Origin of the sequence: Collinsella aerofaciens (assembly GCF_039758965.1) — a bacterium.
GTDB classification, from domain to species: domain Bacteria; phylum Actinomycetota; class Coriobacteriia; order Coriobacteriales; family Coriobacteriaceae; genus Collinsella; species Collinsella aerofaciens_BR.
Window position 1 is genome coordinate 32,827 of sequence record NZ_JBDMSL010000010.1, and the last position, 26,539, is coordinate 59,365.

Annotated in this window: 20 protein-coding genes; 12 read left to right on the forward strand and 8 right to left on the reverse strand. The window is 63.0% G+C overall.

Features of this window, described 5'->3' with window-relative positions:
• Nucleotide 1: 1 nt before the first annotated feature.
• Genes ABHU32_RS04480 through cobK form a run of 7 tightly spaced genes read left to right on the forward strand, consistent with a single transcriptional unit; the run spans nucleotide 2 to nucleotide 6,568 of the window.
• Nucleotides 2-958 carry a histidine phosphatase family protein gene (locus tag ABHU32_RS04480; RefSeq protein WP_346979122.1) on the forward strand — a complete coding sequence of 319 codons (957 nt, stop codon included), beginning with the start codon at nucleotides 2-4 and terminating at the stop codon, nucleotides 956-958.
• Nucleotides 958-1,932, forward strand: coding sequence for an adenosylcobinamide-phosphate synthase CbiB (gene cbiB / locus ABHU32_RS04485; RefSeq protein WP_346979173.1), 975 nt, complete (start codon nucleotides 958-960; stop codon nucleotides 1,930-1,932). The genes ABHU32_RS04480 and cbiB overlap by 1 nt, the downstream gene beginning before the upstream one ends.
• A complete protein-coding gene (locus tag ABHU32_RS04490) occupies nucleotides 1,929-3,152 on the forward strand; it encodes a pyridoxal phosphate-dependent aminotransferase (RefSeq protein WP_346979123.1) in 1,224 nt (407 codons plus the stop codon). The genes cbiB and ABHU32_RS04490 overlap by 4 nt, the downstream gene beginning before the upstream one ends.
• Nucleotides 3,145-4,644 carry a cobyric acid synthase gene (locus tag ABHU32_RS04495; protein ID WP_346979124.1) on the forward strand — a complete coding sequence of 500 codons (1,500 nt, stop codon included), beginning with the start codon at nucleotides 3,145-3,147 and terminating at the stop codon, nucleotides 4,642-4,644. Before ABHU32_RS04490 ends, ABHU32_RS04495 begins: the two co-directional genes overlap by 8 nt.
• Entirely contained in the window at nucleotides 4,641-5,156 is a 516-nt protein-coding gene (locus tag ABHU32_RS04500; protein ID WP_117839768.1) for a cob(I)yrinic acid a,c-diamide adenosyltransferase, read from the forward strand. The genes ABHU32_RS04495 and ABHU32_RS04500 overlap by 4 nt, the downstream gene beginning before the upstream one ends.
• Nucleotides 5,157-5,798, forward strand: coding sequence for a precorrin-8X methylmutase (locus ABHU32_RS04505; RefSeq protein WP_346979125.1), 642 nt, complete (start codon nucleotides 5,157-5,159; stop codon nucleotides 5,796-5,798).
• On the forward strand, nucleotides 5,795-6,568 hold the full coding sequence (gene cobK, locus ABHU32_RS04510) for a precorrin-6A reductase (RefSeq protein ID WP_346979127.1): 774 nt from the start codon (nucleotides 5,795-5,797) through the stop codon (nucleotides 6,566-6,568). The genes ABHU32_RS04505 and cobK overlap by 4 nt, the downstream gene beginning before the upstream one ends.
• A 34-nt stretch (nucleotides 6,569-6,602) precedes the next feature.
• Here cobK and ABHU32_RS04515 read toward each other — a convergent pair whose 3' ends face one another.
• From ABHU32_RS04515 to metK, 6 genes are all read right to left on the reverse strand, one after another.
• The gene (locus ABHU32_RS04515) at nucleotides 6,603-7,817 is read right to left on the reverse strand and encodes an ABC transporter permease (RefSeq protein ID WP_346979128.1); all 1,215 of its coding nucleotides are present in this window, start codon (nucleotides 7,815-7,817) and stop codon (nucleotides 6,603-6,605) included.
• Nucleotides 7,814-8,587: an ABC transporter ATP-binding protein gene (locus tag ABHU32_RS04520; RefSeq protein WP_195444297.1), complete on the reverse strand. Its 774-nt coding sequence runs from the start codon at nucleotides 8,585-8,587 to the stop codon at nucleotides 7,814-7,816. The genes ABHU32_RS04515 and ABHU32_RS04520 overlap by 4 nt, the downstream gene beginning before the upstream one ends.
• Nucleotides 8,587-10,023, reverse strand: a complete 1,437-nt coding sequence (locus ABHU32_RS04525) for an efflux RND transporter periplasmic adaptor subunit (RefSeq protein ID WP_346979130.1) — start codon at nucleotides 10,021-10,023, stop codon at nucleotides 8,587-8,589. Before ABHU32_RS04525 ends, ABHU32_RS04520 begins: the two co-directional genes overlap by 1 nt.
• 132 nt (nucleotides 10,024-10,155) lie before the next feature.
• On the reverse strand, nucleotides 10,156-11,889 hold the full coding sequence (locus ABHU32_RS04530; protein WP_346979132.1) for a L,D-transpeptidase: 1,734 nt from the start codon (nucleotides 11,887-11,889) through the stop codon (nucleotides 10,156-10,158).
• Nucleotides 11,890-12,038: 149 nt separating this feature from the next.
• Nucleotides 12,039-13,646 carry an L-serine ammonia-lyase, iron-sulfur-dependent, subunit alpha gene (sdaAA, locus tag ABHU32_RS04535; protein ID WP_346979133.1) on the reverse strand — a complete coding sequence of 536 codons (1,608 nt, stop codon included), beginning with the start codon at nucleotides 13,644-13,646 and terminating at the stop codon, nucleotides 12,039-12,041.
• Nucleotides 13,647-13,959: 313 nt separating this feature from the next.
• Nucleotides 13,960-15,240: a methionine adenosyltransferase gene (gene metK / locus ABHU32_RS04540; protein WP_346979134.1), complete on the reverse strand. Its 1,281-nt coding sequence runs from the start codon at nucleotides 15,238-15,240 to the stop codon at nucleotides 13,960-13,962.
• A gap of 283 nt (nucleotides 15,241-15,523) precedes the next feature.
• Here metK and gltX point away from each other — a divergent pair, with 283 nt between their 5' ends.
• The 5 genes from gltX (at nucleotide 15,524) to ABHU32_RS04565 (ending at nucleotide 22,741) form a co-directional block, all read left to right on the forward strand.
• On the forward strand, nucleotides 15,524-16,999 hold the full coding sequence (gltX, locus tag ABHU32_RS04545) for a glutamate--tRNA ligase (RefSeq protein ID WP_346979135.1): 1,476 nt from the start codon (nucleotides 15,524-15,526) through the stop codon (nucleotides 16,997-16,999).
• 89 nt (nucleotides 17,000-17,088) lie between these two features.
• Entirely contained in the window at nucleotides 17,089-19,542 is a 2,454-nt protein-coding gene (gene priA, locus ABHU32_RS04550; protein WP_346979136.1) for a replication restart helicase PriA, read from the forward strand.
• An 18-nt stretch (nucleotides 19,543-19,560) separates the two neighbouring features.
• Nucleotides 19,561-20,097: a peptide deformylase gene (gene def / locus ABHU32_RS04555; RefSeq protein WP_055250379.1), complete on the forward strand. Its 537-nt coding sequence runs from the start codon at nucleotides 19,561-19,563 to the stop codon at nucleotides 20,095-20,097.
• Nucleotides 20,098-20,423: 326 nt separating this feature from the next.
• A complete protein-coding gene (gene fmt, locus ABHU32_RS04560; RefSeq protein WP_346979138.1) occupies nucleotides 20,424-21,344 on the forward strand; it encodes a methionyl-tRNA formyltransferase in 921 nt (306 codons plus the stop codon).
• Nucleotides 21,341-22,741 (forward strand): RsmB/NOP family class I SAM-dependent RNA methyltransferase, encoded by a 1,401-nt coding sequence (locus ABHU32_RS04565; protein ID WP_346979140.1) that lies wholly within the window; start codon nucleotides 21,341-21,343, stop codon nucleotides 22,739-22,741. Before fmt ends, ABHU32_RS04565 begins: the two co-directional genes overlap by 4 nt.
• A 141-nt stretch (nucleotides 22,742-22,882) precedes the next feature.
• Here ABHU32_RS04565 and ABHU32_RS04570 read toward each other — a convergent pair whose 3' ends face one another.
• Nucleotides 22,883-23,119, reverse strand: a complete 237-nt coding sequence (locus ABHU32_RS04570) for an FmdB family zinc ribbon protein (RefSeq protein WP_117803239.1) — start codon at nucleotides 23,117-23,119, stop codon at nucleotides 22,883-22,885.
• Between the two features lie 88 nt (nucleotides 23,120-23,207).
• The gene (locus tag ABHU32_RS04575; protein ID WP_346979143.1) at nucleotides 23,208-26,504 is read right to left on the reverse strand and encodes a 4-alpha-glucanotransferase; all 3,297 of its coding nucleotides are present in this window, start codon (nucleotides 26,502-26,504) and stop codon (nucleotides 23,208-23,210) included.
• Nucleotides 26,505-26,539 lie beyond the last annotated feature (35 nt).

Consider the following 26,539-nt stretch of genomic DNA (forward strand, 5'->3'; position numbering starts at 1 on the left):
CGTGCGCGAAAAGCTCGGGTTCGCGGCGGACGATTTCGTCGACGCAGCGCAGCTTGCGGAGGGCGGCGTGCCCGCGTCTTTTTCCGGCCGCGTCGCGTACCGTGCTGAGGAACTCGTACGCGCGCTCGACGTTGACCGGGCGCTCGAGCGGCTGATCGGCTTCGACGCAGTGATTCTGTCCTTGGTCGGCTCTGGGGTTGTCCCTATGCATGCGGAAGACGCCCAATGGCGCGAGCTCGCGGGGCGCCTGGGATGCGCGCTCGCTGCGCGCGCCGACGTCGTCGTGCGCATGACGTGCGGGATTCCCCAGGTCATCAAAGGAAACCTTGCCGATGCGCCTCGAGGGACGCAGGGCGCGGGCGCGCCTTTGGAGGTCGTCTTCGTGCGCCATGGTGCCACGGCGGGCACGGAAGACCATCGCTACAGCGGGGCGGGCACCGACGAGCCCCTGTCGAGCGCGGGCGAGCGCGCTTTGCGCGACCTCGCGTGCGATCGTGACGTGTTCCGTGTTATCACGAGCGGCATGGCCCGCACCGACCAGACGGCGCGCATCCTCTTCCCGAACGCGGAGCTTATGGCGTGCCCCGGTCTGCGCGAGATGGATTTCGGTGACTTCGAGGGGCGAAGCGCCGCCGAGCTTAAAGAGGATGTGCGCTACCGCGCCTGGGTAGACTCCTGGTGCGAGACGCGCTGCCCGCATGGCGAGGGCAAGAGCGATTTCACCCGCCGCGTCGTCGCGGCGTTTCGGGAGGCGTGCGAATCGGAGCGCGCCCAGGGGAGTGGGCGCGCCGTCTTCGTCGTTCACGCGGGTACCGTGAAAGCGCTGCTCTCCGAGCTAGCTGTCCCGAAAATGGGATATTTCGACGTGCATACCGAGCCGGGCGGCGCATGGGCCGCCACCTGGGATGGGCGCTGCCTTCGCGACGTTCGCCCCGCTTCGGGGGGCGATGCCCGGTGATGACGATTCTTGCCGTCGCCGCCGGGTTCGCGGCCGACCTTGCCTTCGGCGACCCGCGCTGGCTTCCCCATCCCGTCGTCGCCATGGGGCACGCGATCACATGGGCCGAAGGCCGCCTGCGGGGCGCATTCCCGCAAACGTCCGCGGGCACGCGTGCCGCAGGGCTTGTGCTCGCCGTGGCGCTTCCGCTTGCGTGTGGGCTTTTGACCTGGGGTATCCTACATCTTTGCGGCATGGTTCACTCCGGCTTGCGCTTCGTGGCCGAGGCATGGGCGAGCTATCAGATTCTCGCGACATGCGAGCTGCGCCGCCAGAGCCTGGCCGTGGCCCGCGCGTTCTCGAAGGGCGGCCTTGTCGCGGCTCGCGAAGCCGTCGGGCTCATCGTGGGACGCGACACGTCTGTTCTCGACGAGCAGGGCCTCGCGCGCGCCGCCGTGGAAACGGTGGCGGAGAACGCGAGCGACGGCGTCATCGCGCCGCTTTTCTACCTTATGATCGGGGGTGCGCCCTTGGGCATGGCGTACAAGGCGGTGAACACGCTCGACAGCATGGTGGGCTATAAAAACGAGCGCTACATCGACTTCGGCCGCGCCTCGGCGCGCCTCGACGATGTGGTGAACTGGATTCCCTCGCGCTTATCGGCCCTGTTCATGATCGCCGTGTGCCCGATCGTCGGGCTCGACGCGCGCGGGGCGGCGCGCATCTGGCGCCGCGACAGGCGTCGCCATGCGAGCCCCAACTCGGCGCAGACCGAGTCAGCGTGTGCGGGCGCGCTCGGGCTGCGCCTGGCAGGACCCGCGGTGTATTTCGGCAAGCTCGTTGAGAAACCGACGATAGGCGACGCGTCCCGCGAAATCGAGTGGGGCGACATCGCCCGGGCGACAAGGCTCATGCTCGCCGCGTCCGTATGCGCGCTCGTCGTCTTCGGCGCCGCGCGCGCGGCGGTCGTGCTCGCCGTGGGGGCGATTGTATGAGGGAAGACCACGCCGCGTCCCGGGCTGCCGGGGGAATCCTGCGCGCCCGTACGCATGGGGGCAGCGCGCAATCGCTCGGCATCGGTTGCGAAGGGGGCGCCTCCGACCTCATCGACTTCTCGGTGAACGTGAATCCGGCAGGCCCCTCGCCGCTCGCCGTCGCCGCAGCTTGCAAGGCGCTTTCTCGAATCGACGCCTACCCCGATAGGGAAAGCCGCGCCCTCGTTCGCGCCCTAGCGCGCGCCCAGGGCATTCCCGAAGATACTATCGTCTGCGGCGCGGGCGCGTCCGACATCATCTGGCGGCTCGCCGCGGCGGTGCGCCCGAAACGCATCGTCGTGTGCGCGCCGACGTTCTCTGAATATGCGGAGGCGGCATCGTACTATGGCGCATGCGTGCAGGCGTTCCCGCTCTCCGAAGCGGACGACTTCGACGTGCCCGCCTCCTTCGCCCGCGCGATCGAGGGGCCGGGAGACGTGGCGTACCTCTGCAATCCGAACAACCCGACGGGGCGCCTCGTCGACCCCAGCGTGATCGATGCCGCGGCTTGCCGCTGCGAGCAGGTGGGCGCGCTGCTCGTCGTGGACGAGTGCTTCCTCGGATTCGCGCCCGACGCCCGCGAAAGGAGCGTGGCCGCACGCGCCGCGTGTTCGCACCATGTGGCCGTGCTCTCCGCGTTCACCAAGCTCTACGGAATGGCAGGGTTGAGGTTGGGGTATCTGATCAGCGGAAACGCCCAACTCATCGAGGGGATTCGCCGGGCGGGGCAGGCGTGGCCCGTCTCCTCGGTCGCCGAGGCCGCGGGCATCGCCGCCCTGGAAGACGTCGAATACGTTTCGCGCACGCGCGATGTATTGGCGGGCGAGCGAGCGTGGCTTTCCCACGAGCTCTCCTCGCTCGGGCTTTCCGTCGTGCCGTCGGATGCGAACTTCCTTTTAGTCCGCACGCCGGCGAAAGACATCCCCGAGCGCTTGTATAAACAGGGGGTTTTGGTCCGCACGTGCGACTCGTTTTCGGTACTGTCCCGTTCCTGGTGCCGCGTCGCGGTGCGCACGCGCAAGGAGAACGCCCGGCTTGCGATGGCGTTCAGCCACGCGCTTCGGGCGGAAGGCGCATCTGGCGAAGGCGAACCCGACGAACGGGGCGGCGCTTCTTGCAGCGGCGCTATGGCGGGCGCGGATGGCCGAGGCTCGGCGAAGGAGGTCGATACCCGTGGGTAGGGCGAAGCCCATCATGATCCAGGGCACCATGTCGAACGCGGGGAAGAGCCTGCTTGCGGCGGGGCTGTGCCGCGTGCTTTCGCAGGACGGCCTGCGCGTGGCTCCCTTCAAGAGCCAGAACATGGCGCTCAACAGCGGTGTCACGGCCGACGGGCTCGAGATGGGGCGCGCTCAGATCATGCAGGCCGAGGCGTGCGGCATCGCGCCCGACGTGCGCATGAACCCCATCCTGCTCAAGCCCGAAAGCGATCACCGAAGCCAGCTCATCGTGGCCGGCAAGGCGCAGGGAGCCTTCGCTGCGAGGGACTACTTCGCGCGAAAGAAGGCGCTCATGCCGCAGATTTTGGAGGCGTTCGATTCGCTCGCGGAGGAAAACGACGTCATCGTCATCGAGGGCGCCGGCAGCCCCGCCGAAATCAACCTTTCCGAAAACGACATCGTCAACATGGGGCTCGCTTGCGCCGTGTCCTCCCCCGTGCTGCTCGCGGGCGACATCGACCCAGGCGGGGTGTTTGCCCAGCTCTACGGCACGGTCGCGCTCTTTGCGCCCGAGGATCGCGCGCTTTTGCGGGGGCTTGTGGTAAACAAGTTCCGCGGCGATGTGGAAATCCTGCGCCCGGGTTTGGCCCCGCTCGAGAAGATGTGCGGGGTTCCCGTCGTGGGGGTCGTGCCGTATCTTACGCTCGACCTGGACGACGAGGACTCGCTCGCGCCGCGCCTATCTGCCCGCGAGGCGCGCGGCGTCATCGACGTCGCCGTCGTGCGCCTTCCGCATCTGTCGAACTTCACCGACTTCGACCCGCTTTCGCGCGTGCCCGGCGTGGGCGTGCGCTACGTTTCCTCGACGACCGATCTGGGCCGACCCGACCTGGTGGTGCTCCCCGGCTCGAAGACCACGCTCGACGACGCGCGCTGGCTTGCGGCTAGCGGCATCGGAGCCTGTGTACGCGCGCTCTCGGGCGCGGGCACGCCGGTGCTCGGCATATGCGGAGGCTACCAGCTTTTGGGAGACGAGCTTTCCGACCCGCATGGCAGGCAAGGCGCTGGAACCGCGCGCGGGCTCGGGCTCATCCCTGCAAGTACGGTGTTCAAGGAGGAAAAGCGCCTCGCCCAGTCGGAGCTGCGCATCACGGGCGCCCAAGGCGCGTTCTCGGTGTGGAACGGCATGACGGCGCGCGGGTACGAGATTCACGACGGCGTAACGACCGTCTTCTGCGCCCCTGCGGGCACGATTGGCGGCAAACCAGAAGGCGCGGCCTGCGGAAACGTGTTCGGAACCTATCTCCACGGCCTGTTCGACGAACCGGGGGTGGCGCTCGCCCTCGCACGCTCGCTCGCGCGCATGCGCGGCCTGCCCGAGAGCGTCGTGGGTGCTGAGGGCGCGGTGTCCGCGGCCGATCATCGTGCGCGCGAGTTCGACCGCCTGGCCGACTCCGTGCGCGGGGCGCTCGACATGGAGTATGTCTACCGCATTATCGAGGAGGGTGTATGATCCACGTGTATCATGGCGACGGCAAAGGCAAGACCACGGCGGCGATGGGCCTCGCCCTTCGCATGCTCGCCGCAGGCCGCCGCGTCGTCGTCGTGCAGTTCCTGAAAGACGGCGAAAGCGGGGAGGTGCGCCTGCTCGCCGAGCATTTCGGCGTGCCCGTTTTCGCGGGGAAGGCGTCGGACAAGTTTACCTGGTCCATGACGTCGGAAGAACTTGCCGCGACGCGCGAGCTGCACGATGGGAACCTCGCTTCCGCGCTCGCCGAGCTCGAGGGCGCGCAGGAGGGGCTGCTCGTGCTCGACGAGGCGCTCGACGCGCTTTCGAAGGGGCTTGTCGACGAGGCGCTCGTGGACCGCGCGCTCGATATGTCCGCGCGCGGCGTCGAAGTAGCGCTCACCGGGCGCGCGCCTTCCCGCAAGATCGTGGAGAAGGCCGACTACATAACCGAGATGCGGTGCGAGAAACACCCCTACGAGCAGGGGATATGTGCAAGGGAAGGAGTGGAGTACTAGATGGATTCCAAGGAGATGGCGCCCGGCGACATCGAGCGGCGCAGCTTTGAGATCATCACCGAAGAGCTCGGCGGCCGGACGTTCCCGCCGCTCGAAGAGCCCGTCGTGAAGCGCGTCATCCACACCACTGCTGACTTCTCGTACGCCGATTCCCTCGTGTTCACCCATGACGCCGCGCGCTGTGCGCTCGACGCACTGCGCGCAGGGGCCACGGTGCTCACCGACACGAACATGGCGCTCGCAGGCATAAGCAAGCCCGCGCTCGCTAAGCTCGGCTGCAAGGCCGTGTGCTATATGGCCGACCCTGATGTCGCCGCGGCTGCGCGCGCCGCGGGCACGACTCGCGCCGTTGCGAGCATGGACAAAGCTTGCGGCATCGAGGGTCCGCTCATCGTGGCCGTCGGCAACGCTCCCACAGCACTTCTGCGCCTCGCCGAGCTCATGGACGCGGGGAAGATCGCGCCCGCGCTCGTCGTTGGGGTGCCGGTCGGGTTTGTGAATGTGGTCGAGGCGAAAGAGGAGCTACTTGCGCGACGCGTGCCGGCCATCGTCGCGAGGGGTCGCAAGGGCGGCTCGACCGTGGCGGCTGCCATTATGAACGCGCTGCTCTACCAGATCACGCGCCCAGGCGGCCCGAAGTGACGCCGCCCGCATCCGCGCCGGCGCTGCGCATCTTCGCCGGCACCACCGAGGGCCGCCTTCTGTGCGAATGGGCGAGCGGGGCGGGCATCCCCGCCCGTGCCTACGCGGCAACCGAGTACGGAGGCGAGCTTTTGGGCGAGCTTCCGGGCATCGAGGTGCATGCGGGCAGGCTCGACGAGGCCGACATGGAGCGCGAGCTTTCCGGCGCGCGCATCGTCGTCGATGCCACGCACCCCTTCGCTACGCTCGCAAGCGGCAACATCCGGGCCGCTTCGCTCGCCGTGGGTGCACGATGCCTGCGCCTTGCGCGCCCGGCCGAGGCGCTGCCCAAAGGCGTCGTGCCGGTCGCGTCGATCGCCTGCGCGGCGCGCTTTCTCTCCGAGAACCCGGGTCGCGCGCTTCTCACGACGGGGAGCAAGGAGCTTGCTCCCTACACGCGTGTCGCCGATTTCGCGGAGCGCTTCTTCGTGCGTGTGCTCCCGCTGCCCGGTGCTATAACGAAGTGCATCGACGCGGGGTTTTCGCCGTCGCACGTCATCGGCATGCAGGGGCCCTTTACCCGCGAGCTCAACGAGGCGATGCTTCGGCAGGTGGGCGCCCAGTGGCTTGTGACCAAGGACTCGGGAACTGTAGGCGGCACGGCCGAGAAGATCGCCTCCGCGCGCGGCGTGGGAGCGCGCTGTATCGTGGTCGCCCGTCCCGCCGAGGGAGGCGGGGCCCTTTCGCTTAGGGAAGTGGAAGACGCGCTCTTACGGGAGTTCGCGCGCTAGGCGCTCTAATTCACCGCAACTTGTTGGCGGTGGCTTACTGGTAGCGTAGGCACTCCACCGGGTCGAGCTTTGCCGCGCGGCGAGCGGGGTAGAAGCCAAAGATTACGCCGATGCCGACGGAGACGGCGAAGGCCAGCAATACCGTGGCGATTGAAAAGCTCGGTGTGATTTGCCAGCTGGCACCGAGCTCGCCAAGAATCCCGGATCCGGAGGCAAACATCGCAAGAGCCCAGGCCAGCAGATAGCCAATCAGGACACCCAACAGTCCGCCGGTGACGCACAGCGCCGAAGACTCGGCCAAAAACTGCGCGGTGATATCGCGACGACTGGCGCCCAGAGCGCGGCGGATGCCGATCTCGCGAATGCGCTCCGTTACGTTGGTAAGCATCATATTCATAATGCCGATACCGCCGACAAGCAGCGAGATGCTGGCGACAGCACCCATGATGAGCGAGAACGCGCCCATAAAGGAGTTGAGTGCATCGATGGCGCTTTTCATGGATGTCGCCGATACACTGTCGTACTCATCCTCCTCCTCGATGCCCTTCATCGCGCGCACCTTGGACTCGATGGTCTTACAAAGCTCATCCATGTCCGTGCCCTCGGCGGCAAGTGCCATCACGCTGGGGAATGAGGGATTCTCGTCGCCAAACAGACCTGAGATGGTTTCGCGTGGCATATACAGCGTGAGAGAGCCCATGGAGTCGCTGCCGCCATCAATCACGCCTACAATCTGCACCTCGCCGTTGGACACCTTGATGGTTTTCCCCAGCGCATCCTGTTCGTTGCCGTACAGCTGATCGGCGCCGCCGCGGCTGATGAGCGCCACGCGCGAGCCTGATTGAGACTCGGCCTGGGAATAGGTACGCCCCGCAACGAGCTTGCTGGCCCCCACGGCGTCAAGCATGTCACTATCGACACCCTGTGCCATGACGGTATAGCTTTTATTGCCGGTCTTGTACTCGGTATACGCGCTGTCGACAATGCCGATCTGCTCTATCTGCGGCACCAGTTTTTGAAGCTTCTCGATGTCCGACTCGGTGAGTTCTAGCGACGAATAGATTTGCACCATGCGTGCCGCATTGAGGCCCAGGCTGTTGACCAAGCTGTTTTGGATGCCGCCGATGAGCGAAGTCATGGCGATAACCGAGGCGATGCCGATGACAATGCCCAGGATGGTGAGCAGGCTGCGCCCCTTGTTGGCCTCGAGCGAGTGAAGGGCTTCCTGGATAAGATCGCGGGCGCTCATGCCATCTCTCCTTTCGGCGGGTTGGCGGAGGCGGAAATCATGGGCAGGCTATCTACGGCGCTGCGTAGGGTCCGCGGTGCATGTGGAATATACGCGCCGTCGTGAATGCGACCGTCGCGGATGGTCACGGCACGGTCGGCCTCGGCGGCGATGCCGGGGTCGTGTGTGATAAGCACGATGGTTTTGCCGCGCTTCTGGAGCTTATGGAAGGTCTCCATCACAAGCGCTCCGGTAGCGGAGTCCAGGTTTCCCGTCGGCTCATCGGCCAGGATGATGGGCGGGTCATTAACGAGGGCGCGTGCGATGGCGACACGCTGCATCTGGCCGCCCGAGAGCTCGGATATGCGGTGGTCCCAGTGGTCGACCGGTAGCGTGACGGCCTGCAGCGCGTGCACGGCGCGCATTTCGCGCTGGCTACGGGGCACATTGGTGTAGGCCAGCGGCAGCATGACGTTTTCGATAACCGACAGGCGCGGCAGCAGGTTGAAGCTCTGAAAGACAAAGCCAATGCTCAGGGCGCGAACTTCGGTGAGCTCGTCATCATCGAGCTCGGCCACGTTGAGCCCTTGCAGGTAGTAGTCGCCCGCCGTCGGCTTATCCAGGCAGCCTAGGATGTTCATGAGCGTTGATTTGCCCGAGCCCGAGGGGCCAGTGATAGCGACGAATTCGCCGGGATTTACCGCCAGGCTCACGTTGTGCAGGATGTGGGCGCACCCCGCCTCGCTCTCAAAGATGCGGTGCACGTTGCGGATGTCGATAACGGGACGCATTACATGCCCTCGTCGGCAGACATACTGCCCGAATCCGCGCCGTAGCCGCCGTCAGCCGCTGCGTCCGCTCCGGTGTCCATGACGAGGGTGTCGCCATCGCGCAGCTTGGTAACCGGCACGTTGGGGTTGATCTCGTTGCCCTGGTCGTCGCGCTTGACCTGTGTCTTGCCGACTACGGCTTCGTTGTCGTTTTGCGTCACGACGGTCACCTTCACGCGACGGGTTTGCTTGCCCTCGTCATCAGTCGCCACGTTGACGTAATAGTGTTCGCCGTCTTCGGTCATGAGCGCCATCGTCGGCACCATCACCACGTCGTCGAGCTGCTCGGTCACCACTGATACCTCGGCTGTCATGCCCGGCTTCAGGCGCGCGTCGGGCGCCTCTATGAGAATGTCGACGTTAAAGGTTACGCTGCCGCCGCCACCGTTGGCGGCGTCAGAGTTTGCCACCGACGCGATAGCCGTGACGGTGCCCTGGCTCACGATATCGGGAAACGCGGGATACGTGACGTTGGCGCTCTGCCCAACGGCGATCTTGGCGATGTCCTTTTCGCCCACCTGCACGGTCACCTTCATCTTGGATAGGTCGGCGATCTGCATGCACTGCTTGCCGCCGCTCGTATCGCTTTCGCCCATGATCATGCCGCCTGTTACCGTGGCGCCCACCTTGGCGTTAAGCTCCACGATGCTACCCGAGCTCGGGGCCGTGACCGTGCGACTGGCGGCCTTGGCGTTCGCCTGGTCGAGGTTTGCGTGGGCCGATGCGAGGCTGCGCTGCGCGGCCGATACGGCGTTCGTGTCCGCCGATGCGGCGGAGATGCCAGCCGCTGCGGAAGCTCCATCAACGTTCGTCGTTGGGGTGGCCTGCGCGGCGGCTGCGGCTTTCTGTGCGTTGGCGAGGTCTTCTTGAGCGGCTGCAACTGCACGCTGCGCCTCGGCAACGTTGCGATCGAGCTCGTCGTTTTTAATGGTCATAAGCACGTCGCCCTCGTTGACGGATTGGCCCGCCTGCACGTTGATTGAATCGACCGTGCCGTCGACAGAAGGGGAGACCACTGAGGACGAAATGGGTTTGAGCTGGCCTTTCGCCTCGACCGTTGTGGTAAACGTGCCCTCGGTCACCATGTCGGTCACAGGCCCGCTAGCGCTCTGAGGCTGCGCATTGATAACCAGGGTTGCGACAATGGCAATGAGCGCGATGGCACCTACGACGCCGGCGGCAATACAGCGTCGAATCAGCTTTTTGCGTCGACGTTCGGCACGTTTTGCCTTGAGCTTGGCATATGCCTCTTCATCGGAAATCTCGGTCGCATCGTTCCCGCGTCCGCTCTGCTTGTCGGCATGTACGTTTGTAATCAGAGGAAACGTTTCGGTGGCACCTTCGGGCGTGCGCTCGGTATCATCTGGGCCCGGGGTGATCGTGGGGACATTCGGCATAGCGTCTCCTTTATAGAAAGAACCTCGATAATTATATGCGCCCACCGGTTGGGGCGGGCGCATAGGACGGTTTCTTTCGGAACTGTTAGATTGGTCGAAGCGGTTCCACGTTGTAGGAATGCACGCGTTGCACTACGAGTGCACAACCACGCACAGGCCGACTTTGATGCAATCGTGCAGTGCCTTGGCGTCTGCCAGGCGCAGGTTGATGCAACCGTGGCTGCCGCACCACTTGTACGACTCAGCATTATCGAAGCTCTTGTCGTTTTGCCATGTAGCGTCGTGGAAGCCGATCATATTGCCCTCGAACGGCATCCAGTAGCTCACCGGGCTCTCGTATTTGGGCTTACCGGTCTCGGGGTCCTTGGCTCCGATCAGGGTGCTGCCGCCGTCGTTGCTGTTGATCTGCCACACGCCCTCGGGGGTGGCGTCTTCGCCCGGTTTGCCGGAAATAAAGTTGGCCTCCCACACGATATTGCCGCTCTCGTCGTAGTAGCGCGCGTGCTGCTCGGACAGGTCGACGTCGATATACGCCTTCCAGTCGGGCTCTCCCTTTGCGGTAAAGGTGTCGGCCTTCTTGGAGTACTTGATTTCGATTTCGCCGGTCTGCTTGTGGTTAATGGCGTCCTCGACCTGCTTGGCGAGCGAGCTGCTGTCGATGGACCAACCAAAGTCGCCACCTTCGACGGCGCACTGCTTGCCATCGGCGCGCGTCCACCAGCGAGTGGAGCCCACGGTATTAAAGCCGTTGGCGAGCTCGGCTGCCCAACTACTGATCTGCGACGTATCGAGTGTGGGGTTGGCCGGATCGGCAAAGCTGATCCACTGCAACACAGAGCTGCCATCAACCTTGCCAGCGTCCTCGCCGTTGAGCTTGAGGGTCACGTTGACGCCCAGGAAGTTGTTGGCGGCATCACATGCGGCCTGAATCTGATCATCGGTCAGCGTTCCATTGAGCGGCTCATAGGCATCGTTGCCGAGCTTGGAAAGATCTACGGTCTCGGCCAGCGAGGCAAGCTCGAGCTCGGCGTACTTAATGACGTGCTCGCGGTTGAGTTTTTCGTTGGATCGCGCCTTCTCGACGGTAAACTTGCCGGCCTGCTCGTCATAGGAGCTATTGGCCTCGAACGTGCCCGAACGGCCCTCGTTAAACTCGTCGATGGCGGCGCCCAGATCCTTCTCAAACTGCTTTTGGTCAAAGGTGTCGGAGAGCATGGACAGGTCGACGTCCTGATCAAGATCGACTTCGTTGGAGGTAGCGGTTGTTTTGGCCTTACCGCTTAAGGATTCCACAAGGCGGACCGGCCATACAAAGGCTTCGTTGTGGCTGATGATTTCTTTTGCGGCAGCTTCGCCGTCGACGATGGGTTCATCGGACTCGGGCTGATAGGTCCAGCTAAAGTCATCGCCTGTCACGGTGAGCTTATAGTGCTTCCATGCCGAGTTGACCTTGGTGGCGGCAGACGAAGCGTTAGAGAACGAGACGTCGACGCCGGCGATGGTGGTGTTGGGGTAGGCTACCTGCGAAAATGCTACGACGCCTACGATATAGACAATGACGATTAGACCCAGGACGACAAAGAGCGTCGTCTTTTTGCCCGACTTATTGTTGCCGGCGGACTTGCGCGCGGGGCCACGATCGCCTCGAGCGTGCGTGGGGGGCTGCTTGGGCGCATTGCCGTTTGCCTGGCGCTGCTGACGTTGTTGACGCTGCTGTCGCTGTTGGTTCGGGCGTTGGGAAGCGTTTGCTGCACTACGCTGCTGACCGTGGCTCGGCGCGATAGGACGCGGCGACTGAACGCCGCCGGTGTGCCTGCTCGGCTGCTGCGGATCGGGAATCAGTTGAGTTCGATCGTTTTGCGACATCGTATGCATATCCTTCGATTTTCGCCTTGCGGTTCATCGTGTTTTTACTGGGCTTGCATTATAGCGATTGCCCTGCTGTTTGTGGTACGGAAACGGTGGCATTCGAAAGAGCTGGGACATTTGTCCCACCTTTGAGTCGTTCTTTGCCGCTATCCGCACACACCGCATTTTGCACAGGCCGAAAGTGCGGCCGGAGCCTGCGCGATGCCGCCCTTTGCCGTCTCGCGCAGCGTGGCCGGCAACGCGTGACCCACCGTGAGCATGACATGTGCCATCTGGTCAAACGGCACCAGGCTCTTAATGCCTGCGAGGGCGAGTTGTGCCGAGCTAAAGGCCGCTGCCACGCCGATGGCGTTGCGGTTTTGGCAGGGCACCTCCACGAGGCCACCGACGGGGTCACAAACGAGGCCCAGCAGGTTACTCAGCGCGATGGAACTGGCGTCGAGAGCCTGCTCGGGCGTGCCGCCGAGCATCTGCACCAGCGCGGCGGCTGCCATGGCGGCGGCGCTTCCGACCTCGGCTTGGCAGCCGCCCTCGGCGCCGGCAACGCAGGCGCTTGTGGTGAGGTTGAGGCCGATGGCGGCTGCGCAGTAGAGCGCGTCCATGACCTGCTCGTCGTCGAGCTGAAGGCGATCGGCGAGTGCCAGCACGCAGCCGGGCACAACACCCGCGGATCCTGCCGTGGGGGCGGCGACAATCACGCCCATCGTGGCGGAGCGCTCGAGCACGGCCATCGCGCGGGCCACAGCTTCGGTCTGAACGGGGCCCATCAGGCTTGCACTCAAATCGTTGCGGCCGGTGGCTTCGACGAGCTTGGCCTCGCCGCCGATTAGCCCACCGAGCGAGCGCTGCGGATTGGCGAGGGGGGCCGTGGTCTCCTCGCGCATGACGTCGAGCACGCGGCGCATGGCGGCGACGGCGTGGGCCTCGCCGGTCAGACGCGCCTCGCGAACGGCCATGACGGCGCCGATGCTGAGCCCCAGTTCCTCGCACGCATCGAGCAGCTGCTCACCGTCGTCGAAGATTTCCTTGGCCGAGACGCCGGGGGAGAGCGACGAGGCAGAACCGGGGAGCTCGATAAACGTTGCGTAATCGACATTGTCGAGCTTGCGCAGCATGGGGACGACGGTGTCGTCGGGCGCGCCGTCTGTCTCAAAGACGGAGTAGGCCTGGCCGCCCACTTCGGTGCGGTAGGTGCGGCAGAAGGCGATGTTTACGTGGGCGTAGGCGAGCAGGTTGGTGAGCGCGGCGAGTACACCGGGGACGTCCTTGTGCGCCACGAAGAGCGTGGAATACATGCCCGAGATGTCGACGCCGACGCCGTTAATGCGGCTGATGCGCATCTTGCCGCCGCCCAGGCTCTCGCCGCGAACCTGTGCCGTGGCGCCCGTGTCGTCGACCATGTCGATGTCGACGGTATTGGGGTGGATGGAGGCGTCGTCGCCCTTGATGTTAAAGTGATATTCGAGGCCCTGCTCGCGTGCGAGGTTGAAGGCCTGCTTGATGTTCTCATCATCGGTGTCGAGGCCCAGGATGCCCGCGACGAGCGCACGGTCGGTGCCGTGGCCGCGGTAGGTGTGGGCGAAGGAGTTCCACAGGCCAAAGGTGACTTTGGTGATGCGGCCTTCCAGCAGGCTGGCGGCAACTTGGGCGCAGCGCAGGGCGCCGGCGGTGTGCGATGAGCTGGGGCCGACCATGACGGGGCCCAGGATCTCGAATGCCGAGGTCGTAGCTAGTGTTTGCGGCTTGCCTGCCATGGCTGCTCCTTTGCCTTGTCTCGTCGTCCCGAGGGGCGGGGCATAAGGTCGCCTGCTCGGACAGTCCTGCTCGCACGGAGAGCACATTAAGTGCTCTCCGGCTCGTGCGGAACTCGCGATCGACCTTATGCCCCGCCCCTCGGGACTAAGGATACATGGTAGAAGGGCGCGTACTGCAAAATTCATTAGCTGGTGACGCAGCGTGGGCTCATATCGAAATATCTTCACCACCGGATTAATAAAAAAGAAGTACCGCTTGGGGGCGGTACTTCTTTTGGTGCGTTGCTATTTGTCTGTGGCTTTTCTCGTTAGCTTACAGGCCGCAGGCTGCTTTTAGCTCTTCGACTCGGTCGGTTTTCTCCCAGGTGAAGTCGGCGTCTTCGCGGCCGAAGTGACCGTAGGCTGCCGTCTTTTCGTAGATGGGGCGACGCAGGTCCAGGTCGCGAATGATTGCGCCCGGGCGCAGGTCGAAGGTCTTCTCTACGGCCTCGACGATCTTGTCCTCGGCAACATGTGCGGTACCGAAGGTGTCGACCATGATTGAGAGGGGCTTGGAAACGCCGATGGCGTAGGCAAGCTCGACTTCGCAGCGGTCGGCCAGGCCGGCGGCGACCACGTTCTTGGCGACCCAGCGCGCGGCATACGCGGCGGAGCGGTCGACCTTGGTGCAGTCCTTGCCGCTAAAGGCACCGCCGCCGTGACGGCCGTAGCCGCCGTAGGTGTCGACGATGATCTTGCGGCCGGTGAGGCCCGTGTCGCCCATGGGGCCGCCAACGACAAAGCGACCGGTGGGGTTCACGTAGATGTCCGCGTTGTCCCACGGCATGTTCTCGGCAGCCATCACGGGGGTGATGACGTGCTCGATAAGGTCGGCCTTGATCTTACCCATGTCTTCGATCTCGGCGGCGTGCTGCGTGGAGATGACGATGGTCGTGACCTCGACGGGCTTGCCTTCCTCGTAGCGCACGGTGACCTGGGTCTTGCCGTCGGGACGCAGATAGGCGAGGGTACCGTCGTGGCGCACGGCGGCCAAGCGCTCGGCCAGGCGGCTTGCCAGGTAGTGTGGCATCGGCATGAGGGTCTTGGTCTCGTTGGAGGCGTAGCCGAACATCATGCCCTGGTCGCCGGCGCCGATCAGGTCGTTCGGGTCGGTGGTGGCGCCGGTCTGGGTCTCGAAGGACTCGTCAACGCCCTGGGCGATATCGGGCGACTGCTCGTGGATGAGGCTCATAACGCCGCAGGTGTCGCAGTCAAAACCGAACTTGGCACGGTTGTAGCCAATGCGGCGGATGACGCCGCGGGCGATTTCCTGTACGTCGACGTAGGCCTGGGTGCGAATCTCGCCGGCGACGATAACAGTGCCGGTGGTCACGAGGGTCTCGCAGGCGCAGCGGACGTTCTCCACGTTGGCAGGCACGCCGTTGGGGGCGATGTAGCCCTGCTCCTGCAGCTCTATTTCTTTGGCGAGGATTGCGTCGAGGACGGCGTCGCTGATCTGGTCAGCGATCTTATCGGGATGACCTTCGGTCACCGACTCCGACGTAAAAACAAAGGACCCGTGTTGGGGCGGGATGGAACGAAGTTCTTCTGACATGATTGTCCTTTCAAAAACGTGTCCCGGCGACCGTTACCATTCCGCCGGGCTCTCTATGCAAGGGCACATAATAGCGCGTAAATCAAACATTCACACCCTTTCCGCACCTACTCATTGGGGACAGACTTAAATGATCGGCCTTACCTAAGTGTCGACAGGTTGCCCAAAGAATGGTCATTTAAGTCTGTCCCCAATGAGTAGGTCGGTGCCCTTTGTGCGGAGGTTGCTTTGATGCTTTATACTGGTGCGGTTAGACATCCATCCTGCAATCGAGGAGATTTCCATGGCATCAGACGTTCGCGTCCGCTTTGCACCCTCACCGACGGGCAAGCTGCACATCGGCGGCGCCCGCACCGCTATCTATAACTGGGCTTTCGCCCGCGCAAACGGCGGCACCTTCATCCTGCGCATCGACGACACCGACCCCACCCGCTCCACCGACGAGAACACGCAGATCATCCTGCGCGCCATGCGCTGGCTGGGCCTGGACTGGGACGAGGGTCCCGAGGTAGGCGGCGACTTTGGCCCCTATGCTCAGACCGAGCGCATGGATCTGTACAAGCAGGCCGCCCAGAAGCTTTGGGACGAGGGCAAGGCCTATCCCTGCTTCTGCACCAAGGAGCAGCTCGACGCCGACCGCAAGGCCGCGCAGGAGCGCAAGGACCCCTTCCAGGGCTATCAGCGCCGTTGCCGCGATCTTGATCCCGAGGAGGCCCGCCGTCGCATCGAGGCCGGCGAGTCCTACGTCCTACGCATCAAGGTGCCCGAGGACCGCGGCGACGTCGTTATCCACGACGCCGTCCACGGCGAGGTAACCTTTGACGCCAAGGAGCTCGACGACTTTGTCATCTTCCGCTCCGATGGCACGCCCACGTACAACTTCGCGACCGTCGTCGACGACGCCATGATGAAGATCACCCATGTCATCCGCGGCGACGACCACCTGTCTAACACCCCACGTCAGGTCATGGTCTATGAGGCCCTCGGCGCGCCCGTGCCTACGTTCGCCCACATCTCCATGATCTTGGGTGCCGACGGCAAGAAGCTCTCCAAGCGCCACGGCGCCACCTCGGTGGAGGAGTACCGCGACGCCGGCTACCTGTCCGACGCTTTCGTCAACTATCTGGCGCTGCTCGGCTGGTCGCTCGACGGCGAGACTACGATCATCCCGCGCGATGTCCTGGCCAGCAAGTTCTCGCTCGACCGCATCTCCAAGAACCCGGCGACCTTCGACCCCAAGAAGCTCGACTGGGTCAATGCCGAGTACATCAACGGCATGTCCGACGCCCAGTTTGCCGACGAGATCATGGTCCCCGAACTGCACGAGGCGGGTCTCATCGAGGGTAATGTCGAGTACGGCGAGGATTGGATCGATGCGCTTGCCGCCATCGTCAAGCCGCGCACCAAGATGCCGGCCGATGCCGTGACCGTTGCCGCTCCCATCTTCGCTACGGCCGAGACGCTCGAGTATGACGAGAAGTCCGTCAACAAGGGCCTGGCCAAGGAGGGCATGGGTGCCATTCTGGATGCCGCCAAGGCCGCGCTCGAGGGTGTGGGCGAGTGGACGGCTGCCAACATCGACGCCGCGCTTGAGCCGCTGCCCGAGCAGATGGACCTTAAGAAGCGCGTGGTGTTCCAGGCCGTGCGCGTCGCCGTCTGCGGCAACATGGTGAGCCCTCCGCTGGGCGAGACCATGGCGCTCGTCGGTCGCGACGACTGCCTGGCGCGCATTGACCGCGCCCGCACGATGGCGCTGTAATCGCTGCGCAAACGTTTGTATCCGAGCCCCGTTCACTCAGAGCGGGGCTCTTGTTTCTGTAGACGTATGGGATAGGAGGTGCTGGGGCTATGGCCGAGCAACTTTCGCTGTTTGGTACGCCGGAACCGGAGGGGGCTCCGAAGTCCGCGGCTCCTGCCGCCGCCCCGGCGCAGCCCGAGCCCGCACCTGAGCCCATCGCCGCCTATGCGAGCGTGGTTCTCGACATCCCGACGCGTGCGCTGTCCGAGCCGTTCGCCTACGGCATTCCGCAGTCACTCGCCAACGATGTCCAGATCGGTTCCACCGTCCTAGTTCATTTTGGCAACCGTGCGGCCGCGGGCTATATCGTCGACATTGCGCCTGAGCTGGGCGACCTACAGGGCAACAACGCCCTCTACCCCTCGCGCATTAAGCCCGTCGAAGCCATCCTCAGCAAACCGCTCTTTGGTGCCGAGGCTGCCCGTATCGCACGCTGGATGAGCCGCGAGTATGTCGCGACGCTTTCCGAGTGCCTGCGCCTGTTCTTGCCCCCGGGCGGTAGTCCACGCGTGGTCAAGGGCGACGACGGCGTGTGGACCGTTGAGCGCCCCGCCGTCAAACCCATCCAAAACCGTTGGGTCATGCTCACGCCTGAGGGCTTTGATTACACGCCGCCCAAAACGGCGGTTCGTCAGCGTCAGCTCATCGAGGCACTCCAGTGCGGTCCGGTCACGACGCGCGAACTCAACCTGCTCTACAACAGCATGTCGGCGACCATCAAGGCGCTCGAAAAACGCGGCGTCGTCGTGGTGGAGCAGCGTCGCGCTTGGCGTGGCTGCAGCGAGCAGACCACACTGTCTTCGGCAAGCGGCAAGGCCCCGGTGGCACTCACCAACGGCCAGCAGCAGGCGCTCGCGCAGATTGAGCGCGCCCGCCTGGACGCTCACGGTGACGTGGTCCTTGTGGACGGCGTGACCGGCTCCGGCAAAACTGAGGTCTACCTTTCGGCGATTGAGCGCGTGCTCGCGGCCGGCCGCTCTGCCTGCGTTCTTGTGCCCGAGATTTCGCTGACGGCCCAAACTGTCGGCCGCTTCCGCTCGCGCTTTGGCGAGACGGTCGCGGTCTTCCACTCGCGTCTCTCGGCCGGTGAGCGTCTGGACCAGTGGGATATGGTCGCCAGCGGTGCGGCCCGCGTGGTCGTTGGCGCACGTTCGGCGCTCTTTTGCCCGCTCAGCGACCTCGGCCTCATCATTATCGACGAGGAGCACGAGACCAGCTACAAGCAGGGTTCCAGCCCGCGCTACCATGCGCGCGAGGTTGCGGCCGAGATGGCGCGCCGCTATCGTTGTCCGCTCGTGCTGGGTTCCGCCACGCCTTCTGCCGAGGCGCTCGACCGCTGCCGCCGTGGCACGAATAACGGTGCCACCTGGACGCGCGTCGAGATGCCCGAGCGCCCCGGACACGCGGTCTTGCCCACAGTCCGCATCGCCGACCTGCGTCGCGAGTTCTCGCACGGCAGCCGATCCATGTTCTCAAAACCCCTGATGGAGGGCTTGGAACGTGTCGTTGAGCGCCGAGAAAAGGCCGTGCTGCTTCATAACCGTCGCGGCTTTGCGCCCTTCTTGATGTGCCGCGAGTGCGGCTGCGTCCCCACCTGCAACCATTGCTCCACCGCGCTTACGTACCATGAGCGCACCCATACACTGCAGTGCCACACCTGTGGTTCGTCCTGGCGCGTGCAGCCGTATCCCGCACCCACGAGCCGTTGCCCCAAATGTGGCAGTCGCTACCTGGCAAAAATGGGTCTGGGCACGCAGCAGATCGAGGACGCACTGCACCAGATGCTTCCCGAGGATGTCGCCATTATTCGCATGGATGCCGATTCCACGCGCGGCAAGGATGCGCACAAAAAGCTGCTCGAGCAGTTCGATGCGGCCGATTGCGCGGTGCTGCTGGGTACCCAAATGATCGCAAAGGGTCTCGATTTTCCCGAGGTCACGCTCGTGGGCGTGGTTAATGCCGACTTCGCCCTCAAGCTGCCGGACTTTCGCGCAGGAGAGCGCGCCTACGACCTGCTGGAACAGGTGGCGGGCCGTGCCGGTCGAGGCGATCGCCCCGGCGAGGTGATCATCCAGACCTACCTGCCCGGGGATCCGGTCATTCGCGCCGTCGCCGAGCACGACCGCTCTATCTTTACCGACTACGACCTGGACCAGCGCCGCGACGCGCTGTACCCGCCGTTTGTTCGCCTGGTCAACATCTTGGTGTGGTCGGCGAACCGAGACGACGCGCAGGATTACATCGGGCGCATCGCAAAGCTTCTTAAGCGCCGCTGGCATGCCGCCGCGCCCGACTTTTTGCGGGCGGGGAGCGCCGTGCCTCAGGTGCTTGGTCCGGCTTCATGTGTAATCGAGAGAGCCAAGGACCGTTACCGCTTCCATCTGCTTGTAAAGTCGCCGGTAGGGTACCATGTCTCTGATGATATCGACGCCTGCCTCAAAGAGGTGGGCTCCGTGCGCGGCGTGAGCGTGAGTGTTGACGTCGACGCCTATGATTTGATGTAACAACCCGAAAGGATGGCCATGGAAGCCAACGGAATCGTACTGTCGCCCGACCCTCGTCTGCGCCAGGAGTGCGCCGTCATCGAGGAGATCACTCCGGCGATCGAGGCGCTTGCCGAGAAGATGAAGAAGATGATGTTCGATAACGGCGGTTGCGGCCTGGCTGCCCCGCAGATCGGCGAGCTTATTCAGCTCGTCACCATCGACTGCGACTACAGCGACAAGAACGACTATGACCCCTACGTGCTCATCAATCCCGTGATCGTGGAGCAGAGCGACCATCTGGTGCCGTTTAGCGAGGGCTGCCTGTCCATCCCCGGCATTAGCTGCGAGATCGAGCGTCCCGACCATGTCGTCGTCGAGGCGTATGACTTGGATGCCAACCTTATTCGCTATGAGGCCACGGGCGATCTGTTCTGCGTGTGCCTGCAGCACGAGATCGATCACCTGCACGGTAACACCATGTTCGAGCGACTGAAGCCGATGCAGCGCATCAAGGCAGTCAAGGAGTACCAGGACGCCCTGGCCCGCGGCGCTCGACCGGGCGAGACAGAGTAGGTCCCACCGTCCCCGGTGCTGAGCGCCCACATATCATCCCGTGCTCAAACATTCTCGCTGCGCTGCGAAACTGCGCGCGGGACGATATGTGGGCGCTCAGCACCGGGGACTGCGTTGTTCTGGCTTGCTTCGCCCGGGTGCCGTTGGGCCAGGGAGGGGCGTCTTCGCTGATAATTGCTTTGTTGGAAGAGCTGCTTTTATGCGGCTCTTTCTTTGTTTTTGGGTATATTTGTTTTGTTGAATTGTTATTGCGGCTGGGTGCGCTTGCGACCTGGAACGCTTTTTTGTAGCCGTCTCGGCTCGTTATTGAGAGGAGACTATCTTTTATGCGTATTGTGTTTATGGGTACGCCTGATTTTGCTGTGCCTTCGCTGACTTCGCTTGTTGAGGCTGGTAATGAGATTGCGCTCGTAATTACTCGTCCTGATGCTGTTCGTGGGCGTGGTAAGAAGCTGGAGCCGTCTCCTGTTAAGGCTAAGGCGCTTGAGCTGGGGTTGCCGGTTATTGAGGCTAATCGTATGACGGCCGAGGTTGTTGAGGCGCTCCAGGCTGCAGATGCCGATATTTTCTGTGTGGCTGCCTATGGCTGCATTTTGCCCGATGAGGTGCTGCATATGGCGCCGCTTGGTATTGTGAATGTTCATGCGTCCTTGCTGCCTCGTTGGCGTGGGGCTGCTCCTATTCAGCGTGCGATTCTTGCTGGCGATGAGGTCGCTGGCGTTTCCATTATGCGTATTGGGCATGGCGTGGATACTGGTGCTTATTGTGCTCAGGCTTCCACGTCGGTTGCCGGTAAGCATGCTGAGGAGCTGACCATGGAGCTTGCTGAGCTTGGCGGCAAGTTGCTTGCCGATACGCTTCCTTCCCTTGCCGATGGTACTGCCGTGTGGACTGAACAGGATGAGTCGCTTGTTACCCATGCCGCCAAGATTTCTAAGCAGGAGATGCGTCTAGATCCGCAGATGGCGGCGCTCGATTGTGTGCGTCATGTGCTTGCTTCGTCCGATACCGCGCCTGCTCGTTGCGTGATTGCCGGCAAGACCGTGCGCGTACTCGATGCTGCGCCGGCTGATGTGTCGCTTGGCGAGGGCGCTGTTGCCGTTCAAGCCAAGCGCGTCTACCTTGGTCTTTCCGATGGCTCGGTTGAGTTGCTCGAGGTTAAGCCCGATGGTAAGCGTGCTATGGCCGCTTCTGCTTGGGCTGCTGGCCTGCAAGGCGCCGATCTTATCTGGGGTGTTTTGTCATGAGCAAGTTGTCTCCCGCGCGTAAGCTTGCGCTCGATGTGCTGATGGAGGCCGATCGCCGCGGCATGTATGCGCGTGACGTGCTGTCCTCTCGCGCATCGGCCAAGGCTATTGACCAGCGCGATTCCGCTTTTGCAGCTCGCTTGGCGCTTGGCGTGGCCGCCACACAGGGTATTTTGGACGAGCTGCTCGATCAGTTTCTTGATAAGCCTAAAAAGGTTGCGCCGCGTGTTCGCATGGCACTTCGCATCTCGGCCTTCGAGATGCTCTATCTGCATACGCCTGGCCGCGTTGCCGTAAGTCAGGGTGTTGAGCTGGTGCGCAGCGGAGCTAAGTCTGCCGCCGGTCTGGCGAACGCTGTGCTGCATAAGGTCGCGGACAACGTTGAGGACTTTGCTACTGCGTCCGATGTGGATGAGTCTGAGCGACGCTTGGTTCGTCTGTCGCGCCTGATGGGCCTGCCGCGTTGGCTGTGCGCTCGTATTATGGCTTCGTTTGACACACCGGAGGGCGCGCTTAGCTTTGCCGGTAATCTGGCCCCCGCGCCGCTGGCCCTGCATGAGAACGCCTTTGCGACTAAGCCCGATCCGTATATCTCGCAGCTCGTCGCGCCTCTCTTCCCGGGCTGCCATGCTCCGGTTGATGCCCAGGTTACCGTTGCTTCGGGTGTGTTTGAGCGTGCTGCCGCGGTGGCGTCTGATCTCAACGCGCAGCTTATCGCCACAGCTGCCACGCGCCCTGGAAGCTGCCTTGAGATTGGTGCCGGTCGCGGTACCAAGACCTATGTGATGATGTGCCAGGCCAAACGTGCGGGCTATGCGCGTCAGCATACGGCGCTTGACCTGCATGATCGTAAATGTGATCAGAATCTCGCGCGCCTGCATAAGGCGGGTATTCGGGGCGTTCGTACGGTTTCGGGTGATGCCTGCGAGCTTGATGCGGTGCTCACATCGTTTGATGCCATGCTTGGCGAGCCGGTTAAGTTCGACACGGTCTTTATCGATGCGCCGTGCTCGGGCACCGGCACCATGCGCCGTCATCCCGAGATCCCGTGGCGCCTAACCGAGAATGATGTGACGGCCGAGTTACCCAAGCTTCAGCTGACGATGCTTAAGGAGGCTTCTGCGCGCGTGGCCGCCGGCGGAGAGCTCATCTATGCCACCTGCTCGGTTTTTGATGAAGAGAACACACAGGTCGTGGATGCCTTCCTGACCTCTCCTGAGGGCGCCGACTTTAGCGTCGCACCGCTCTCCGAGGCACAGATTCTGCAACTCCCCGAGTTCGATCAGGCCAAGAAGCTCGTATCCGTACGCCAGAACGATCGAGGCCTCTTCCAAAGCGTGCCGGTAAACGCCGACTCCTACGACGGCCACTTCTGCGCCAGACTGGTCCGCAAGTAACTACTAAGTTGCGGTGAAATATGGATTGAAAAGCCGCTTCTGCCCACCAAACAGTCCTTATCTCACCGCAACTCATAAGGAAACCTGGGTAGCTAAAGAAACAGCCCCGCGATCGGTTTCGATCGCGGGGCCGCGTTGTTCCTAGTGGTTATGCGGGCAGTTGGCGCAGCAGCCGCTTGTGGCGCTGGTGCTGGAGCCGCCGCTTCGCTGGTCGGTGTTGTAGAAACCGCTGCCCTCAAACTTAATGCCGCTGGCCGAGAACGTCTTGGCCGCCGGGGCGCCGCAGCTCGGGCAAACGACCTCGGGAGTCTCGGACATGGGATGCTCAACCTCAAACACGTTGCCGCAGCTCGAGCACTTGTAATCGTAGCGCGCCATAATACTTCCTTTTCAGCACAAAGCGGGCAGATCGCTCTGCCCGCATAAATTCAAACGTCTGTAACTGTACCCTATATCGGGGGTTTTATCACGCTTCGCCCCAGAATCTATGGTTGTTGCGCAGGAGCTGTGCGGTTTTGTCCTCGGCGGCTGCAATGTCCGCCTCGTCAGCCTGCCAGGTCCAGTTGCCCGTTGCCACGCCCGGAACGTTCATGCGCGCGTCGTCGCTAAGCCCCAGGATATCCTGTAGCGGCATCATCACTAGGGGAGCGTCGCTTGCAAGCGCGTCGCTCATCAGCTTTGCCGCCACCTCAACACCGCTCGGTTCATCGCCGCCCGCAAAGGAACGTGTGCACCAACCGGCCAGCGTCGACGTATCGTGCGTCGAGGTGTACAGAATCTTGCCGGGCGTGGGATGCACGCCGCAACGGACGTCGTAATTGCTAAACTCCAGCACGTCCATGCCGGGGAAGCCGCAGGTCGAAGCCATGGCGCGAACACCGGGCGTCAAATAGCCCAGGTCCTCGGCGATAAAGTTGAGCGGACCCAGCTCGTCATAGGCGGTCTGGAACAGGTCTTTGCCCGGGCCCGCCAGCCAGCGACCGTCGGCGCAAGCCTTGCCCGCGGGGATACTAAAGTAGCTGTGGAAGCCCAGGAAGTGATCCAGACGCACGCGGTCGTAGAGCGAAAACGCACGACGCAGGCGATCCATCCACCAGCTATAGCCGTTCTGCTTCATGTGGTCCCAGCGGAACGTCGGGTTGCCCCACACCTGGCCCTCGGGTGCAAAGTTGTCGGGCGGCGCGCCGGAAATCTCGATCGCCTTGCCGGTATCGGACAGCCAGAAGTTCTCGGGCTCGCTCCACGCATCCGCCGAATCGTCCGAGACATACATCGGGATATCGCCGATGACCTCGATGCCCTTCTTGTGCGCGTAGTTCATGAGCTCGCACCAAGCCAGGTCAAAGCGGTACTGCATGTACGCCTGCAGCTCGGCCTCGTCGTGGAAGCGCTTGTCATCGATCAGATACTCGTTGTAGCGCGCGACATCTGCAGGCCAATCGTGGCGCGACTCGCCCTCAAAGTACTTCTTAACGGCCATGTAGACGCAGTACTTCTCGAGCCAATCGGCGTTGCGATGTTTAAACGCCGTGTACAGCGGGTCGGCATCCTCGCCGCCGCGGGCCTTCCAGGCCTCAAAGTCGGCGGCCAGCTCCTCGTGGCTTTCGGGAAGCAGGTCGATATTGCCTGCAAAGGCCGAAGGGCCGGCGTAAGGGGAGCGGAAGAAGTCCGTGGGGTTTACGGGGAGAACCTGCCAGTAGCGCATGCCCGTGGCGGCCAGATGGTCGATAAAGCGACGCGTGGGCGCGCCGATCGTACCGGGCTTGCCGTCGTCGGTCGGCACCGATGTGATATGGCACACAACACCCGCACCGTAATCGAGCGGCTCCTGCAGGCGCTGCTCGGCATGGTGATAGATGATCGACGAGCCCAGCGGGTACAAGTCGAGCGTGACCGTGCCGTTGTGGATTTCGCATTCGTGGCCACTAATCACATCGCTCGCACATTCGCCGAGTGCCGGAATGGTCACACGATGCGAGTTGCGCAGGCTGCGGTTGATGATAACGGTCGCAGACTCGCCGTCCTTGCCCGTACGGTTGTAGGCCAGCACCTCGTCATTGAGTGCAAAGGCCTTGATCTCACCATCGATCATAAACGGCAGTGCGCGGCGCACAGCAGATGCGTTCTTGACGATCGCGAACGTATCGAAGTCGTGCAGGTCTTCCTTGGTCGGCATCGTGCGGCGATTACCCGGATCGGTCAGGCCCTCAAGGCCGTACTCGTCACCATAGTAAATCGAAGGCACACCGGGGAACGTCATCTGCATGAGCGTCGCGAGCCAAAAACGGCTTTTGGCCAGGCCCATTGCGTTCTCGTCCAGGCGCCACTTGCTGCGCTCGCACTCGGGCAGCTGTGACTCGTCAGGGCCGCCGCCGAGCACCGAGATAATGCGCGGACGGTCGTGGCTCGACAGCAGGTTGAGCGCGCAAGACAGGGCCTCACGCGGATAGTTCTCGCGCAGGGTCTCGATATCCTCGGCAGCTTGGTAGGCGTTTTTGTAGCCCATCAAAAAGCCGATGACCATGTCGCGGAAGGGGTAATCCATAGCGGAGTCCAGCTCGGAGCCCTGCAGGTAGCGGCGCAGATGGCCGTAGCTGATCTTGTTGGAAGCGTCCTCCCAGACTTCGCCGAGCAGCAGTGCGTCGGGTTTCTCGGCGAGCACGGCCTTCTTGATCTCGGCCAGGAAATCGTCCGAAAGTTCGTCGGCCACGTCTAGGCGCCAGCCATGAGCGCCGGCACGTAGCCATTTACGGATCACGCCGTCCTTGCCCAGGAGCCGCTCGCGCACCAGTTCGGAGCTCTCATTGATGGCGGGCATGTTGCCCACGCCCCACCAGCAGTCATACGAACCGTCCTCATGGAAGTAAAATGCATCGCGCCACGGCGAGTCCTCGCTCTGCCAAGCACCGACGCCGGGATAATTGCCGTAGCGGTTAAAGTAGATCGAGTCGTCGCCCGTATGGTTGAACACACCGTCCAGGATGATGGAAATGCCAAGCTTCTCGGCCGCCTCGCACAGCTCGGTAAAGTCCTGCTCGGTGCCCAGAATCGGGTCGATCTTGGTGTAGTCGGCCGTGTCGTAGCGGTGGTTGCTCGCGGCCTCAAAGATGGGGTTGAGGTAGATGGCCGTAAAGCCTAGCTCGGCAATGCGGGGCAGGTCATTTTGGATACCCTTGAGCGAACCGCCGTAAAAATCCCAGGTCTTGATGGAGCCGTCTTCGGCACGCTCGTACTCGGGCGGTTCGTTCCAGTCCTCGACCATGCGGCGCTGGATTCCTTTGCGCGGTTTTTCAACTTCGGTAAGCGTGCGCTCGCGCCAGTTTTCGTCGCGGGCATAGCGGTCGGGGAAGATCTGGTAGACCATGCCACGCTCGTACCACTCAGGACGAACTTTGCGGTGCTTGTAGACGGTGATCTGGAAGGACGGGACCTCGGCGTAGTTGTAAGTTACGCCCTCGCCACCGGTGCGACCCTGCGGTGCGCCCAAACGGACCTCGGGCTGACCCTCGATATTGCAGATAAAGCTGTACCAGATAAGACAGGGCTCGGTGCACTCAAGCTCTACGGTAAATATGCCGTCGCCCTCGTGCGTCATGGGATACAGAGACTCACCGATCTCATCGACCCAGGTGCGCAGCGTAAGCGTTGCCTGGTTGGGGTCGGCATCCTCCAAAATCACCGAGAGCGAAACGGAAGTTCCAGTGGTCACAGCGCCAAACGGAGTGCGAAACTGCGGTAGACGGCTGTTGTGAATCAATCTCATAATACGGTCCAGTTCAATAGAATCACGGCCTGCGG